Source organism: Blastococcus sp. SYSU DS0552 (assembly GCF_054050815.1).
The window spans coordinates 23,784-38,599 of record NZ_JBJHAB010000010.1 but is presented as its reverse complement, the minus strand read 5'-3'; the positions used below and the strand labels follow the sequence as shown (position 1 = coordinate 38,599).

The following is a 14,816-nucleotide window of genomic DNA, read 5'->3' as shown; positions in this document are numbered from 1 at the left end:
GGCGGCAAGCGGCTCGCCGCGACGGCTCAGGCGCCGCCGGACCGGGGACGGCCGCGGCGGGGACGGCCGCGGCGGGGCCGGCCGACGCCGTGCCGGATCTCGCCGGGCGGGGGGATCGGGAGGCCCAGCAGCCGCAGCACCCGGGCGACCACCGGCGAGGCCGCCACCAGGACGACGTCGCGGGCGAGCGCCGGGGAGAGCCCGTGCGAGTCGATGAAGCTGACGCGGCCGAGGTCGACCGCGATCGGCCCCGGATCGGTGGCCCGCACGTGGGCGAGGAGGGCCGCGAACAGATCAGCGCCCGCCAGGTCGGCTCACCGGACACCTCGACGAGAGGACGGCGCCCGCCCCACCGGATATCCAGGGTCAGCTCGGCACCGTCCGCGACCGCGCCGGTGTGCCGGGACGCCGGGTGCCCGGCGCGCAGCCGCTGCGCGGATCGGCCGGGTCGGGCCACCGACGGGGTGGCCGGGGAGGCGGTGGGCCGCGGGAGCGGGTGGGAGGTCCGAGCCATGTCCCGACGCTAGGACTGCGCGCCCGCCGCCGGCAGGGGCCGGGCCGGACGACACCCGCTGCCACTCGTTGCCGGGATCCGGCAGCGTCGACCGGGCAACCCGCTGCTCAGCGGAGGGTGAGGGGCCTCGCCGGCCAGTCGAGCAGGCGCGCTCCGGTGACGGCGACGAGGAGCGGCAGCTGGTCGGCCGGATCCGCCGGGTCGTACCCGCTGAGCTCCCGGATCCGCTGCAGCCGGTAGGTCACCGCACGCACGCTCAGGTGCAGCCGACGGGCCGCCGAGGCCGCATTGCGCCCGCCGGCGAAGTACACCTCTGCCGTCGCGACAAGGGGTTCGGGGCCACCCCGGGCGTCCACCAGCGGACCGAGCACCGTGCCGACGAGGTCGGCGATCGCCTCCTCGTCCCGGAGCAGCACCCGGTAGACGAGCATGTCCCGCGCGTGGACCACCGGTTCGGGGAGGCTCAGCCGCTGCGCGACCTCGAGGGCGTCCACCGCCTCGCGGTAGGAGCGGAGGACCCCCCGCGGACCGGGGTACGAGCGCCCCACCCCCACCCGCCACCGCGCACGGCGGGTCAGCCGGCCCACCGCCTGGCCGGACAGCTCGGCCAGCGCGTCGTCGTCGGGTGCCCGCCCACCCGGCGCCGGGACCGAGGACAGCACGCAGACGAGCCGACCGTCCTTCGCCGCGACGAGCAGCCCTCGGTCGCCGAAGCGGGCGCGCGCCTCCGCTTCCAGCCACCCGGTCAGGGCATGCCGGAGTCGGTGGGCCGGTCGGTCGCCGCCACCGTCACGGTGTGGCTGCCGGTCAGCGCCAGCCCCAGCCGGTCGGCCCGCTCGACGAGCGCGCCGACCTCCGACCGGCCGGTGAGCAGGTCGTCGACGAACTCCCGCCGGAACGCCTCCTCGCGACGGACCACGTCCCGCTCGGCGTCGACGTGCCCCGCGGCCAGGGCCGCCAGCGCCGTGTCCGCCCCGCGCCACACGGCCTCCCCGACGGACACCAGGTCGACGGAGCCCGACCGTCCGCGGGAGTCACCCACGAGGCCCGGGAGGCGCGGCCAGAGCCTGCGCGACGCAGTCATGTACAGGTCCACCAGCGCGGGCAGCCCGACCCCCTGCTCCGCCGCCCTCGCGCCGAGCTGCCGGCAGTGGGCCTCCTCGGCGGCCGTCAGCCGGCGCCCCTGCACCGCCACGGCGGTCAGCACGGTCAGGTACCCGTCGAGCAGGGACGCCGGCACCCCGTGCTCCCGGGCGGCGGCGTCCTCCACCTCCGCCAGCACCTCGGACTCCGGGCGCTCGCTGGGTCGGCCCACACCGGGCACTGTTCCGTCTCCCGCCCCCGGGGTCCACCTGCGGGCGGTGGGCACGTCAGCCCGCGGCCTCGATGGCGTGCCAGCGCGCGAGGTTGTACCGGGCGTCGACCAGCGCGTCGTGGGTGCCCTGCGGCTTCGGCGGCAGCGGCGGCTGCCCCCGGTCGTCCCAGCGCTGCCGCAGCTCCCGGGTGAAGCGCGGGATGGGCCCGGGCAGCGCCGGCATCGCGCCCCACAGCTGGCACAGCGCCACGTGGTCGTAGGCGGCGAACCAGGCCCACAGCTCGATCTCCTCCCCCGGTGCGGTCAGGAAGGAGAGCAGGTCCTCGCGGATCCGCTGGCGGCTGCGCCACGCCTTGTCCGCCGGCGGGGGCAGCTGGTCGAGCACGTTGCGGCGCACCCAGGGAATGGCCTTGCCGGGGTCGAACTCCGTGCTCACGGCGTAGAACTCCCGGCCGGTCTCGTCGACGACGCCGATGGAGACGAGGTCGATCGTGGTGCCGTCCTCGATGAACTCGGTGTCGTAAAAGAAGCGCCGCACGCCGTCCACCGTAGGTCGCCGCCGACGGCAGCTGGTGCGCGCGTTCTTCTCCGTCACCGAGGACCTCGTCGCCCAGTGGGTCCGGGAGCCCCACGATGCCCCGAGCCGCGCTGCTCACGCTGCCGCGCGACGTGCTCGACCGGCTGCTGCCCCGTCAGCCGGCGAGCGTCGTGGGTGCGCGGTCGGCGGCCTCGGTGACCGGCGGCTGCAGGGTCGCGATGACGTCGTTGGCGCTGGCGCCCGTCGCGTCCATCGACTTCTTCACCGTGGCGCCGTAGACGTCGACGTACTCCTGGCCCGACAACGTCATGATCTCGTACATGATCTCGTCGGTGATGGAGCGCTCGACGAACCGGTCCCCGGCCAGCCCCTCGTAGCGGCTGAAGTCCAGCGGCTCCCCGAAGACGACCTTCACCCGCATCAGCTCCTTGCCGAAAGGCAGCTTCCGGGAGCTGTAGCACATGGCCACCGGGATCACCGGGACACCGGTCTCCAGCGCCATGCGGGCGACCCCGATCTTGCCGCGGTAGAGCCGGCCGTCGGGCGAGCGCGTGCCCTCCGGGTAGATGCCGAGCAGCTTGCCCTGGCGGAGGATGCGCAGGCCGGTCTGGATGGCGTTCTCGGCCGCCGACGCGCTGGACCGGTCGATCGGCACCTGGCCGGCGCCGGAGAAGAAGGCACGCTGCAGGAAGCCCTTCACACCCTTGCCGGTGAAGTACTCCGCCTTCGCCAGGAAGGTCACCCGCCGCTTCAGCTGCAGGGGCATGAAGATCCAGTCGGCCGCGGAGAGGTGGTTGCTCGCCAGGATCGCCGCCCCCGTCGCCGGCACGTGCTCGACGCCCTCGGCCTTCGGGCGGCAGACCACGGTCACCGCCGGACCGATCGCGACGAACTTGAGGAACCAGTAGAACAACACGCCTCCCTCGGGGACTGCCAGACTAGGGAGCCTGGGGCCCCGATCACAATCCGGGACCCGTCGTGAGGTAGCCGACACCGGCGCGACGCCGGATGCCGAGGAGGAGCGCCGTGCCCGGACCGACCCCCGTTCCCGAGGTCATGCCCGGCGCCGAGCCGTTCGAGTTCCCCGGCGGCGAGGGGCCGGCGGGGCGCACCGGCGTGCTCCTCGTCCACGGGTTCACCGCGACGCCGATGAGCGTGCGGCCCTGGGGCGAGCACCTGGCCGCCGAGGGCTTCGCCGTCCGGTGCCCGCTGCTGCCCGGCCACGGCACCCGCTGGCAGGACTGCAACGCCAGCACCTCCGACCAGTGGACGCAGACGGTGGAGCACGCGTTCGACCAGCTCGCCGCCACCTGCGACCGGGTGTTCGTCGCCGGCCTCTCGATGGGCGGGACGCTGGCCACCCGCCTGGCCGAGGTGCGCGCGGGCGACGTCGCCGGACTGCTCCTGGTGAACCCGGCGCTGACGACCCAGCGGCTGGACGCCAAGCTGCTCCCGCTGCTGGCCCGGCTGACCCCCAGCTGGGCACCGATCGCCAGCGACATCAAGAAGCCCGGCGTCACCGAGCTCGCCTACCCGAAGCTGCCCACGCGCGCGATGCTGCAGCTGCGCGGCCTCTGGGCCGCCACCCGCGCCGACCTGGGGCTGGTCACGGCGCCGGTCATCGTCTTCCGCAGCGCCGAGGACCACGTCGTGGAGCCCGTGAGCAGCGCCCTGCTGCTGGCCGGTGTGGCCAGCCCGGACACCACCGAGGTCGTGCTGGAGGACAGCTACCACGTGGCCACCCTGGACAACGACGCCCCGCTGGTCTTCCGCCGGTCCGCCGAGTGGATCCGTGCGCGCGTGCCGGTGGACGAGACCGGCGCCTCGTCGGGCGGGCGTCGGTGACCGAGCGGCGCGGCCGGGGCCGCCGCGACAACGGCCTGGACGCCGCGCTCTGGAGCCCGGTGCGCGACGTCGACCCACGCGTGGGCGAGCACCTCCTCGACGTCCTCGAGGCCGCCGGGATCGCCGCCTACCTGGAGCCGGCCGCCGACGTCGGCCCCTACACCCGGTCGGTCGTCCTCCCCAGCCCGCCGTCGGACCGGCTGTTCGTCGACCGGTCGCGCCGGGCCGAGGCGCGGGGGCTGGTCGAGCAGCACGCCGACGAGCACCCGGCCGAGCCGCGCGTGCTCCGCCGGCCCGCCGGGCGCGACCTCGACGAGGACGCCGAGTGGCGCCGCATCGTGGCCGCCTTCGAGGCCGAGCACGGCCCCACGGCCGTCGACGGGGCGCCGTCGGACGCGCCCCCGCCGACGCCGCACGAGGTGCCGGTGCTCGACCGGCCGGAGGAGCACTTCGAGCCGCCGGCCCCGCCGCCGCTGCCGGTCCCCGCACCGGCGGTCCTCTACGCCCTGCTGCTGGTGGCCGCCGGCATCCTGCTCATCGGCGTCCCCTCGATCATCGGCCTCTCGGCCGACGCCGGCCTCGTCCTCGGGGTGGGCGTGGTGGCCGGTGGCGTGGCGCTGCTGGTCTCCCGCATGCGCGACCGCTCCGACGACGGCGACGACGGGGCGGTGGTCTGAGCATGGGCACCGCCACCGCCACCGTCACCGTCGCCGGCCACCTGATGGACACCGGCACCCTCGCCCGCATCCTCGACGACGTCCTGGAGTACGGCGGGGACTACCGGATCGCCGACCTGGCCCTGGGGCGCGAGCACGCCGACGAGTCGACGGCGCTGATCGAGATCACCGCCGACGAGGCCGAGCGGCTCGAGCGGATCCTCATGCGGGTGCAGGTCCACGGGGCCAACGCCGTCGACCCGGGGACGGCGACGACCCGCCCCGCCCCCGCGGACGGGGTCTTCCCGGACGACTTCTACTCGACCACCAACCTGGAGACCCTCGTCCGCCTGGACGGGGAGTGGCTGCGGGTGCGCAACCCGGAGATGGACTGCGGCCTGGTGGTGTCCACCGAGGAGACCGGCACGGTCGTGCGCACGGTGCCCGTGAGCGACGTGCGCGCGGGAGACGCCGTCGTCTGCGGGGCCCAGGGGGTGCGGGTGGAGCTGCCCGTGCAGGCCCCGCGCGGCACGGAGGACGACTTCGGCTTCATGTCCTCCGCGGTGTCCAGCGAGAAGCCCCAGGCGCTGCTGGTCCGGCAGATCGCCGAGCGCATGCGCGAGGTCAGGGCCGCCGGGAAGCGGGTGCTGTGGGTGGGCGGGCCGGCCGTGGTGCACACCGGCGCCGCCCCCGCGATGGTGCGGCTGATCCGCGCCGGCTACGTCGACGTCCTCTTCGCCGGCAACGCCCTGGCCACCCACGACATCGAGTCGGCGCTGTTCGGCACCTCGCTGGGGGTCGACCTCGCGAAGGGCTCGGGGGTGCCGCACGGCCACGAGCACCACATCCGCGCGATCAACACGATCCGGGCGGCCGGCTCCATCCAGGCGGCCGTCGACTCCGGCGTCCTCACCGGCGGGGTCATGCACGCGATGGTGCAGGCGGGGAGACCGTTCGTGCTGGTCGGCTCGGTGCGCGACGACGGGCCGCTGCCCGACGTGCACACCGACGTGATCGAGGGTCAGCGCGCGATGCGCGCCGAGCTGCACGACGTCGGCTTCGCGATCATGGTGGCGACGATGCTGCACTCCATCGCCACCGGGAACATCCTGCCGGCGTCGATCCCGCTGGTCTGCGTCGACATCAACCCGGCCACGGTCACCAAGCTGGCCGACCGGGGCAGCGCGCAGGCGATCGGCATCGTCACCGACATCGGCCTGTTCCTGGAGCAGCTGGCCCGCGAGCTCGCTCCGGAGTGAGGCTCTGGGCGGCCCCGTCCAGAGGCTCGCCGCGAGCCTGCGAGCGGGGAGGGGGACGGGGTCCTTCTACTCGCCCTCGGCGACGGCCCTCCGCACCAGGTCGGCCGCGCCCACGATGCCGGCCTGCGGCCCCAGTTCGGCGACGACGACCCGGGGGCCGGGGCGGAAGCCGCGGCCGGGCAGGGCGCGCTCCAGCCGCTCCCGGGCGGGCCGCAGCACCATCTCGCCGAGCACGCTGACCCCGCCGCCGATCACCACGATCTCGGGGTCGAGCACCGCCGCCAGGTCGGCGATCCCCTGGCCCAGCCAGTACCCCACGTCGGTGACCAGCTCGAGCGCCAGCGGGTCGCCGTCGTAGGCGGCGCGGGCCACGTGCTCGCCGGTCAGCCGGTCGGGCTCGCAGTCGACCCGCTCCAGCAGCAGCGCGGCGGCCGCCGGTGAGGTGCGGGCCACCTCCCGCGCGGTCTGGCCCAGCGCCGTCCCGCTGGCGTACTGCTCCCAGCAGCCCCGGTTGCCGCAGGCGCACAGCCGCCCGTCGGGGACCACGCGCATGTGCCCCCACTCCCCCGCGACCCCGTGCGAGCCCCGGCGCAGCCGCCCGTCGAGCACGATGCCGCCCCCGATGCCGGTGCCGAGGGTGATCATCAGCGCCAGGTCGGCGCCCCGGGCGGCGCCGTAGCGGTACTCGGCCCACGCCGCGGCGTCGGCGTCGTTGCCCACCCACAGCGGGCGCTGCAGCCGCGCGCCCAGGTCCTTGCGCAGGGTGGAGTTCCGCCACGCCAGGTGCGGGCTGAACAGCACGGTGTCCCCCGTGCGGTCGAACCAGCCGGCGGCACCCACGCCGACGCCGACGACCTCGTCCCCCAGCCCCCCGGCGAGCTCGTCGACGACGGCCGCGATGGCGTCCTCGGTGTCGCTCACCGAGGCGCCGGGCGTCGCCCGCCGCGCGGTGGCCACGATCGTGCCGTCGGGCGCTACCAGCCCACCGGCGACCTTGGTGCCGCCGATGTCGATGCCGAGCGCCGGGCGGGCCGTCACCTCGGGCCCGGTCACGCGATGTCGATCCGCTGGACGGCCGGCTGGCCGGTGGGCTGCTCGTTGGACTGCTCGGTGGGCTGCTCGGGGGCGCGGTCGCCGGTCGCCGGGGTGGCGCCGCCGGCGCCCTGGTCCTCCGCGAACGCCCGGAGCGCGGCCGCGGTGGTGGTGAGGACGTCGGCCAGCGCGGCGGTCACCTCGGGACGCTCACCACGGACGACGGCGGCCGCCTGGCAGACCGGGCACCAGCGGCAGTCCCCGCCGTGCCCGTCGCCGGAAGCGTCGGCGGGCCGCTCGGCGCTGGCCCGGACGACGTCGAACAGGCGGCGGGCCTGGTCGAGCCAGTCGGCACCGGTGGTCATCTGTTCCTCCCCTCGGCCGCCAGGAGGTCGGCCGGCCACTGCTGCGGATCCGGGCGGAAACTGACCTCGAGGCGGGCGTCGGCGGTGCCGGGGGCGAGCAGCCGTCCCCCCGTCACCTCGCACCGGCGCAGCAGCGAGTCCAGGCGCAGCGAACGACGATCCTCCCCTACCGACAGCACGAGGTCATCGCCCCACCGGGTCAGCCCCACGGCGGCGCGGTCGGCGAAGGGCAGCGGGACGACCAACTGCCACCCGGACCCGCCCCGGTGCGGGGCCGGTCTCGCCGGCCCGCCGGACGCCGGGAGATCCAGCCCGTCCAGCAGGGCCCGGGCACCGGCCACGTCCGCCGGTGAGGCCGGCAGCTCGGGGACGTCGTGCACGGCGGCCACCTCCGCCAGCCGGGACCGGGCGGCGTCCTGCTCGGCGATGCGTCCCGCCCACCACTCCCCCGGACCGCCGGCCGGCAGCACCCGGGCGAGCACGGTGCCGACCCGCAACCCGTGCAGGGCCAGCACGGTCGCCGCGTTCCGCAGCTCCGGCACGGCGGGGCCGCGGGCGGCGGCGGCCAGCCAGACCGCCGTGGCGGTCGGATCGGCCAGCCGCTCCTGCGCGAGCAGCCGCTCGAGCCCGGGCAGCGCGGCGAGCAGTGCGTCCACCGGTCCCTGGCGGGCCGCCCCCGCCGCCACCGTCGCCGTCCGCACGGCGGCCAGCGCCCGGGCCGTCGGCGGCAGCGCCTGGTCCAGCCACCAGCGCAGGACGCCGGGCAGGGCCGCCAGCGCGAGCCCGTCCCGCAGGGGGCCGGCGTCGACCACCACCAGGTCGGCGTCGGCGGAGCCGAGCGCCGCCATCAGCGCGAGCTCCTCGGCACCCGGCAGCGGCACCACCGAGCTGGCCGGCGGCAGCTCCAGGTGCGGCAGCAGCGCACCGAGCGCACCGGCGTGGGCTCCCCACAGGTCCTCGACCGCCCGGCGCCCCTGCACGCGCAGCGTGCGCAGCCCCGGGACCTCGTCGAGGCCGGGCACGGGTGGCGGCTGCCGGGAGAGCAGCAGCGTGCGCCGGCCCTCCTGGGCGGCGCGGACGGCCGCGGCGGCCGCCAGCGTCGAGGAGCCCGTCCCGCCGGGGCCGGTGACCAGGAGGGTGCGCACTCGGCTCAGCCCTCGACGCGCTTCTTGAGCTCCTTGAGCGCGGTGTCGAGGATGACCTTCTCCGCCTTGCGCTTGATCATGCCGAGCATCGGGATGGAGAGGTCGATGGTGATCGAGTAGGTGACCTCGGTGCGGCCGCCGGTCTCGGCGAGGGTGTAGGAGCCCTCCTGCCGCTTCTGCATCTGACCCTGGACCAGCGTCCAGGAGACCCGGCGATCGTCGTCCCAGGTGTACTCGAGGACGTAGTCGTCCTTCACCGCGCCGGCGTCCAGCACGAAGTGCACCCGCCGGGCCCGGCCGTCCGCGCCGGTCTCGAGGACCTCGACCTTCTTAGCGGCGGTCACCCACTGCGGATACGAGGGGAAGTCGGCGATCACCGCCATGACCTCGGCCGCAGGCGCCTCGACGACGATCGACTGGGTGGACTGGTCGGCCATGGGCAGCAGGCTAGCCGCTCCCCGCCGTGCCCGGCCCCCGTACACCACGGCACTCGGCTACTCCCGGGTAGCACCAGCCGCTAGATTGTTCGGACGTCCCCGTACCGGGGCCGCGGGCGACGGTGCCTCCGGACGGTCGGGGAGGAAAGGACCGGGCGTGCGCGAGTTCAGCGTTCCAGCAACCCACGAGGTGGGCCCCGACGAGGCCCTCACCGACATGCTCACGACCAACGTCGCCGAGCACGGGAACGAGGTCGGCCTCCGGCGCCGGGTGGACGGCCGCTGGACCGACGTGACCTGGCAGCAGTTCGGCGAGGAGGTCCGCGGCGTCGCCAAGGGCCTGATCGCCGCGGGGGTGGCCGCCGGCGACCGCGTCGCCCTGCAGGCCAAGACGCGCTACGAGTGGACCGTCTTCGACTACGCCATCTGGACCGCCGGCGCGGTCGTCGTCCCGGTCTACGAGACCTCCAGCGCCGACCAGGTGGCGTGGATCCTCTCCGACTCCGGGGCCACGGTCGCCGTCGTCGAGCGCGACGAGCACGCCGCCGCCATCGAGTCGATCCGGGACCAGGCGCCCGAGCTGAAGGCCGTCTTCGTCATCGACGACGGCGCGGTCGAGCAGCTGACCGCGACCGGCCGGGAGATGCCCGACCGCGAGCTCGACGCCCGCCGGGCCACGCTCCACGCCGACAGCCCGGCCACGCTGATCTACACCAGCGGCACCACGGGCCGCCCCAAGGGCTGCGAGCTGACGCACGCCAACTTCCTGTTCGAGATCGGCAACGGCATCACGCTGCTCGACCGGTTCATGAACGTGCAGGGCTCGCTCCTGCTGTTCATCCCGCTGGCCCACGTGCTCGCCCGCGTGCTGCAGGTCGGCGCCATCAAGAACCGCACCGTCATCGGCCACACGCCCGACGTGAAGAACCTCGTCGAGGACCTCGGCGAGTTCAGGCCGACGTTCGTGCTCGCCGTCCCCCGGGTCTTCGAGAAGGTCTTCAACTCGGCCAAGGCCAAGGCGGAGGGCGACGGCAAGGGCAAGATCTTCGACCGGGCCGCACAGGTGGCCATCGACTGGTCCCGCGCCCAGGACACCGGCGGCCCGGGGCTGGGCCTGCGCGTGCAGCACGCGCTGTTCGAGAAGCTGGTCTACGGCAAGCTGCGGGCCGCCCTGGGCGGGCGCTGCCTGGGTGCCATCTCCGGCGGTGCCCCGCTGGGTGAGCGGCTCGGCCACTTCTTCCGCGGCATCGGCGTCACCGTCTTCGAGGGCTACGGCCTCACCGAGACCACCGCGGCCGCCTCGGTGAACCACGACGCGGCCCTGCGCATCGGCACCGTCGGCCGGCCGCTGCCCGGTGTCACGTTCCGGATCGCCGAGGACGGCGAGGTGCTCATCCGGGGCGGCATCGTCATGCGCGGCTACTGGAACAACCCGGAGGCGACGAAGGAGGCCATCGACTCCGAGGGCTTCTTCCACTCCGGTGACATCGGCGAGCTCGACTCGGACGGCTTCCTCAGGATCACCGGCCGGAAGAAGGAGATCCTGGTGACCGCGGGCGGCAAGAACGTCGCCCCGGCGGTGCTGGAGGACCGGCTGCGCGCCCACCGGCTGGTCAGCCAGTGCATCGTCGTCGGCGACCAGCGGCCCTACATCGCCGCGCTGGTGACCCTCGACGAAGAGGCGCTGCCGCAGTGGCTGGAGTCCAGGGGCAAGGACACCTCCCTCACCGCCGCCCAGCTGCGGGAGGACCCCGACGTGCTCGCCGAGCTCGACGCCGCGGTGCAGGAGGCCAACAAGACGGTCTCCCAGGCCGAGGCGATCAAGAAGTTCACGGTGCTGGCCACCGACTTCACCGAGGACAACGGGATGCTGACGCCCAGCCTGAAGCTGAAGCGCAACGTGGTCATGAAGGAGTTCGGCTCCGACGTGGACGCGCTCTACAGCCGCTGAACGCCGCGTACCGAGGCCCGCCGCGCCCCTGCGCGGCGGGCCTCAGTGCTTCGTGAGGAGCTCGTCGAACGTCGCGGCGATCGACGTCCAGGACCACCGCTGCTCCACCCAGGCCCGCCCGGCCAGGCCCATCGCCCGGGCGCGCCCCGGGTCGTCGAGCAACCCCACCAGCGCCGTCGCCACCGCCTCCGGTGACCGCGGGTCCACCACGTGCCCGGTGACGCCGTCGCGCACCGCCTCCGGCGCACCGCCCGAGGTGCCCGCGACGACCGGGCGGGCGCAGGCCGCGGCCTCGAGGAAGACCATGCCGAGGCCCTCGACGTCGAGTCCCCCGCGCCGGGTGCGGCAGGGCATGGCGAACACGTCTCCGGCGGCGTAGTGCGCCGGCAGCTCGTCGTGGTCCACCGGGCCGGTCAGCACGACGGAGCCCTGCAGGCCGCGGGCGGCGATCGCACGACGCAGCTTGCCCTCGTCCGGCCCACCACCGACCAGCAGCAACCGGGCCCCCGGGTGACGGGCGAGCACCCGCGGCCACCCCGCCACGAGCACGTCCTGCCCCTTGCGGGCGACCAGCCGGGAGACGCAGACGACCACCGGTGCGTCACCGAGCCCGTGGCGGGCACGCACCGCCGTCCCGTCGACCCCGGGGGCGAACCGGTCGACGTCGACCCCGGGCGAGAGCTGGGCCAGCCGGGTGCGGCCCCCGAGCGGCGGAGCGAGGCGCTCGCGGGTGTACTCGCTGATGTAGGTGAGGACGTCCAGCCCCGTGGCGATCCGCTGCATCACCTGCCGGCTGCCCGGGAGGGCGACCCAGCCGGTCTCGTGGCCGTGCGTGGCCCCGACCAGGTGCCGGACCCCGGCGGCGCGCAGCGCGGGCGCGAGCAGCCCCAGCGGCGCGGCCGCCCCGAAGAACGCGGTGTCGCAGCCGTACCGCTCCACCAGCTCCACGGCCGCGCGGGCGGTCGCCCGCGTCGGGAGGAGCATCCCGGTCGGCCGGCGCACCACCGGATAGGGCAAGGATCGGTCGTGCTCGGCCGAGCCCGGTGCGTCCGACGCCAGCACGACCAGCGAGTCCGGCGGCCGTCGCTCCAGCAGCGCCGCCACGAAGGTCTGGATGCCCCCTTGCCGGGGCGGGAAGTCGTTGGTGACGACGAGCGTCCGGCTCACGGCCCCTCCAGGCGCGCCCAGTCCTCGGCCATCGCGATGCGCTGCGCGGTCGTGGGGTGGCTGCCGAAGAACCAGTGCCAGGCCGCCGGCGGGTCCGGATCGCCGAGGTTGGCCGTGGCGAGCCGCTGCTGCATGGCGATGAAGGCCTCCGGATCGCGGGTGAGGTCGAGGGCGTGCAGGTCCGCGCGGGCCTCGACCTGGCGCGACACCAGGTTCTGCACGGGTGTGGCCAGCAGGCTGCCCACGGCGACGAGGAACAGCAGCAGGGGGACCACGCGGGGGTCGCCGGCCGAGGGCGCGCCGGCGCGGCGCAGCAGCGGCGTCCACGTCAGCAACCAGCCGAGCAGGGCGGTCGCCGCGCCCGCGCCGAGCGCGCCCATGAGCGTGCCGGTGAGGACGTCGTCGGTGGCGACGTGCCCGAGCTCGTGCGCCGAGATCGACTCGATCTCCGCGTCGGGCAGCTCGCCGAGGACGGTGTCGTAGACCACGATGCGCCGGGTGGAGCCGAACCCGGAGACGTAGGCGTTCAGCGCCGTGGTCCGCCGGGAGGCGTCGGAGACCAGCACGTCCTGCACCGGGGTGCCGTTCTCCTCGGCGAGCGCCAGCAGGTCACTGCGCAGCTCACCCGCCGGCAGCGGCTCGAAGGAGTTGAACGCCGGCTCGATGACCACCGGGTAGAGGAACGAGCCGACGACGACGAAGCCGGCCACTGCCGCCCCGCCCCAGGCCCACCAGGTGCGCGGCGCGCGACGGGCCAGCCACAGGAAGGCCAGCACCACGACCACTGTCAGCGCCGCGCTGATGGCCCACGAGACGGCGACGTCGCGCAGCCAGAGCCCCCAGCCGCGGGTGGACAGGCCGTAGCGCGTGCGCACGGACTCCGCGTAGGCGGAGATCGGCAGGGTCACGGCGCGGCCCAGGAGGAGCAGGACCGGCACCCCCAGCACCACCCGCACGACCCAGCGGTCCCTCCCCCGCGCCCCCAGCGACCGCATCAGGCGGGCCCCCAGCGGGGTGAGCCCCAGCACGGCCGAGACCGCCAGCCCGAGGACGAGGGAGACCAGCGACGCGGGTCGCAGGGCGGCGGCGAAGGCCTCCGCGCGCTCGATCGCCGCGGGATCCAGGCCGGCGGTCGGGTCGGGCTCGGTGTGCCCTCCGGGCGGTTCGGGCAGCACGTCCCACGGGGTGCGGACGACGATGACGACGACGACGGCGATCCCCAGCAGGGCCGCGGCCACCAGGGCGGCCCGGCGAACGCTCACCCGGCCGATCCTAGGCGGGCCAACCGCAGCGGCCCGTCCCGGTTCGGGGACGTGCTGGGCGGCCTGCATCCTGCTCGACCCGGTCGCGAGGCCCGCCCTCACCGTGTTCCCGTCCTCCGGGCCTGCCCGAGGTCCTCGGGATCGGGCCCTCGGTCACCTGACCGGCCAGCGACGGCGAGGGCCGGCGACCCCTGTCGGGATCACCGGCCCTCGTTCCTCGCTGCGATGCTCCCGGAGCCGTCAGCCGGCGATGCGACGGGCGCTGTTGTAGTTCCCCATCGAGTCCACGCTCGCCACCTTCACCGGCTGGCCGGAGGTGGAGGCGTGCACCATCTGGCCGTTGCCGATGTACATGCCCACGTGGCTCACCGGGCTGTAGAAGAACAGCAGGTCGCCAGGCTGCAGCTCGCCGCGCGAGACGGGCCTGCCCATCTGGCTCTGCGACCGGCTGGAGTGCGGCAGCATCACACCCGCCGCGGCGTAGGCGTACGACGTCAGCCCCGAGCAGTCGAAGGCGTTCGGCCCGCCGGCACCCCACACGTACGGGTCGCCGATCTGGGCGAGCGCGGTGTTCACCGCCACCTGGGCGGCCGAGCTCGGCGCGATGACGGCGCCGGTGGGCGCCGGGAGGCCGGTGCCACCGTGGGCCTGCGCCACCTGCTCCTGCTGCGGCGCGGTGAGCGCCTCGTACCGGCGCTGGTAGTCGGCGATCTTCGCCTCGAGCTCCTCCTGCTGGGCGGCGATCTGCTCCACCGCCCGCCGGGCGTCCGCCGCGGCCTCCTCGGCGGCGTCGCGGGCCTGCTCCGCGTCCTCGGCCGCGCGCGACACCTCGGTGAGCACCTCGCTGGTGTGCCCGGCGATGGCGTCGAGGGTGCCCAGCTGGTCGACCAGCTGGTCGGCCGAGGTGCTGGTCAGCAGGACGTCGAGCTGCGACATGCCGCTGCCGGTGTAGACGCTGCGGGCCAGCCGGCGCATGTGGCCGTCGAGGGAGCCGAGCCGGCCCTCCGCCTCCGCGACCGCCTCGCTCGCGGCCTGCGCGTCGCGCTGGTGGCCCTCGAGGACGACGCGCGCCTCGTTCAGCTGCTCGGAGACGACCTCCAGCTCGTGGCTGGCCTCGGCCACCTGGGCGGCGATCTCGTCGGCGGTGCCGGGGACCGCCGACGCGGTACCCGGGAGGACGGTGACGGTCAGGGCTGCGACGGCGCTGACCAGGAGCCCCGAACGGAGCGGTCCGAAGCGGCGGGCGCTGGCGGAGCTGCGCCGGCCGGCGGTGTGGAGTTGTTCGGGGGCGTGCGTCAGTAGTGCGTGAGGGGTCGCCACGTGCGGCGGC

Annotated in this window: 16 protein-coding genes; 4 read left to right on the top strand and 12 right to left on the bottom strand. The window is 75.2% G+C overall.

What is annotated here, in order from left to right; genetic code table 11:
* Positions 1 to 26: 26 nt before the first annotated feature.
* The 5 genes from ACI8AG_RS11945 to ACI8AG_RS11925 form a co-directional block, all read right to left on the bottom strand.
* On the bottom strand, positions 27 to 269 hold the full coding sequence (locus tag ACI8AG_RS11945; RefSeq protein WP_456597209.1) for an STAS domain-containing protein: 243 nt from the start codon (positions 267 to 269) through the stop codon (positions 27 to 29).
* 352 nt (positions 270 to 621) lie between these two features.
* Positions 622 to 1,212, bottom strand: coding sequence for a PucR family transcriptional regulator (locus ACI8AG_RS11940; RefSeq protein WP_456597300.1), 591 nt, complete (start codon positions 1,210 to 1,212; stop codon positions 622 to 624).
* Positions 1,213 to 1,259: 47 nt separating this feature from the next.
* Positions 1,260 to 1,829, bottom strand: a complete 570-nt coding sequence (locus ACI8AG_RS11935) for a hypothetical protein (RefSeq protein WP_456597208.1) — start codon at positions 1,827 to 1,829, stop codon at positions 1,260 to 1,262.
* 55 nt (positions 1,830 to 1,884) lie between these two features.
* A complete protein-coding gene (locus ACI8AG_RS11930) occupies positions 1,885 to 2,367 on the bottom strand; it encodes a polyadenylate-specific 3'-exoribonuclease AS (RefSeq protein ID WP_456597207.1) in 483 nt (160 codons plus the stop codon).
* 154 nt (positions 2,368 to 2,521) lie between these two features.
* Positions 2,522 to 3,283 (bottom strand): lysophospholipid acyltransferase family protein, encoded by a 762-nt coding sequence (locus ACI8AG_RS11925; RefSeq protein WP_456589525.1) that lies wholly within the window; start codon positions 3,281 to 3,283, stop codon positions 2,522 to 2,524.
* Positions 3,284 to 3,393: 110 nt separating this feature from the next.
* On the opposite strand from ACI8AG_RS11925, the gene ACI8AG_RS11920 reads away from it, so the two are divergent.
* The 3 genes from ACI8AG_RS11920 to ACI8AG_RS11910 are packed head-to-tail and all read left to right on the top strand — an operon-like array spanning position 3,394 to position 6,127.
* Positions 3,394 to 4,212, top strand: a complete 819-nt coding sequence (locus tag ACI8AG_RS11920; RefSeq protein WP_456597206.1) for an alpha/beta hydrolase — start codon at positions 3,394 to 3,396, stop codon at positions 4,210 to 4,212.
* Positions 4,209 to 4,889: a hypothetical protein gene (locus tag ACI8AG_RS11915; RefSeq protein WP_456597205.1), complete on the top strand. Its 681-nt coding sequence runs from the start codon at positions 4,209 to 4,211 to the stop codon at positions 4,887 to 4,889. Before ACI8AG_RS11920 ends, ACI8AG_RS11915 begins: the two co-directional genes overlap by 4 nt.
* A gap of 2 nt (positions 4,890 to 4,891) precedes the next feature.
* The gene (locus ACI8AG_RS11910) at positions 4,892 to 6,127 is read left to right on the top strand and encodes an ornithine cyclodeaminase, nickel-pincer nucleotide-dependent (RefSeq protein ID WP_456597204.1); all 1,236 of its coding nucleotides are present in this window, start codon (positions 4,892 to 4,894) and stop codon (positions 6,125 to 6,127) included.
* A 66-nt stretch (positions 6,128 to 6,193) separates the two neighbouring features.
* On the opposite strand, the gene ACI8AG_RS11905 is transcribed toward ACI8AG_RS11910, so the two are convergent.
* From ACI8AG_RS11905 to ACI8AG_RS11890, 4 genes are read right to left on the bottom strand one after another with little or no spacing between them, the layout of a single operon-like run.
* Entirely contained in the window at positions 6,194 to 7,180 is a 987-nt protein-coding gene (locus ACI8AG_RS11905; RefSeq protein WP_456597203.1) for an ROK family glucokinase, read from the bottom strand.
* Positions 7,177 to 7,524 (bottom strand): hypothetical protein, encoded by a 348-nt coding sequence (locus ACI8AG_RS11900; RefSeq protein WP_456597202.1) that lies wholly within the window; start codon positions 7,522 to 7,524, stop codon positions 7,177 to 7,179. Before ACI8AG_RS11900 ends, ACI8AG_RS11905 begins: the two co-directional genes overlap by 4 nt.
* Positions 7,521 to 8,669, bottom strand: coding sequence for an ArsA family ATPase (locus ACI8AG_RS11895; RefSeq protein ID WP_456597201.1), 1,149 nt, complete (start codon positions 8,667 to 8,669; stop codon positions 7,521 to 7,523). Before ACI8AG_RS11895 ends, ACI8AG_RS11900 begins: the two co-directional genes overlap by 4 nt.
* Positions 8,670 to 8,674: 5 nt before the next feature.
* Positions 8,675 to 9,106, bottom strand: a complete 432-nt coding sequence (locus ACI8AG_RS11890) for an SRPBCC family protein (protein ID WP_456589532.1) — start codon at positions 9,104 to 9,106, stop codon at positions 8,675 to 8,677.
* 157 nt (positions 9,107 to 9,263) lie between these two features.
* Between ACI8AG_RS11890 and ACI8AG_RS11885 the strand changes: the two genes are divergently transcribed.
* Positions 9,264 to 11,057 carry an AMP-dependent synthetase/ligase gene (locus ACI8AG_RS11885; protein ID WP_456597200.1) on the top strand — a complete coding sequence of 598 codons (1,794 nt, stop codon included), beginning with the start codon at positions 9,264 to 9,266 and terminating at the stop codon, positions 11,055 to 11,057.
* Positions 11,058 to 11,099: 42 nt separating this feature from the next.
* On the opposite strand, the gene ACI8AG_RS11880 is transcribed toward ACI8AG_RS11885, so the two are convergent.
* The 3 genes from ACI8AG_RS11880 to ACI8AG_RS11870 all read right to left on the bottom strand — a co-directional run bounded on the left by ACI8AG_RS11880 (position 11,100) and on the right by ACI8AG_RS11870 (position 14,806).
* Positions 11,100 to 12,224: a glycosyltransferase family 4 protein gene (locus tag ACI8AG_RS11880; RefSeq protein WP_456597199.1), complete on the bottom strand. Its 1,125-nt coding sequence runs from the start codon at positions 12,222 to 12,224 to the stop codon at positions 11,100 to 11,102.
* A complete protein-coding gene (locus tag ACI8AG_RS11875) occupies positions 12,221 to 13,486 on the bottom strand; it encodes a M48 family metallopeptidase (protein ID WP_456597198.1) in 1,266 nt (421 codons plus the stop codon). The genes ACI8AG_RS11880 and ACI8AG_RS11875 overlap by 4 nt, the downstream gene beginning before the upstream one ends.
* A gap of 240 nt (positions 13,487 to 13,726) precedes the next feature.
* On the bottom strand, positions 13,727 to 14,806 hold the full coding sequence (locus ACI8AG_RS11870) for an NlpC/P60 family protein (RefSeq protein WP_456597197.1): 1,080 nt from the start codon (positions 14,804 to 14,806) through the stop codon (positions 13,727 to 13,729).
* Positions 14,807 to 14,816: the final 10 nt, after the last annotated feature.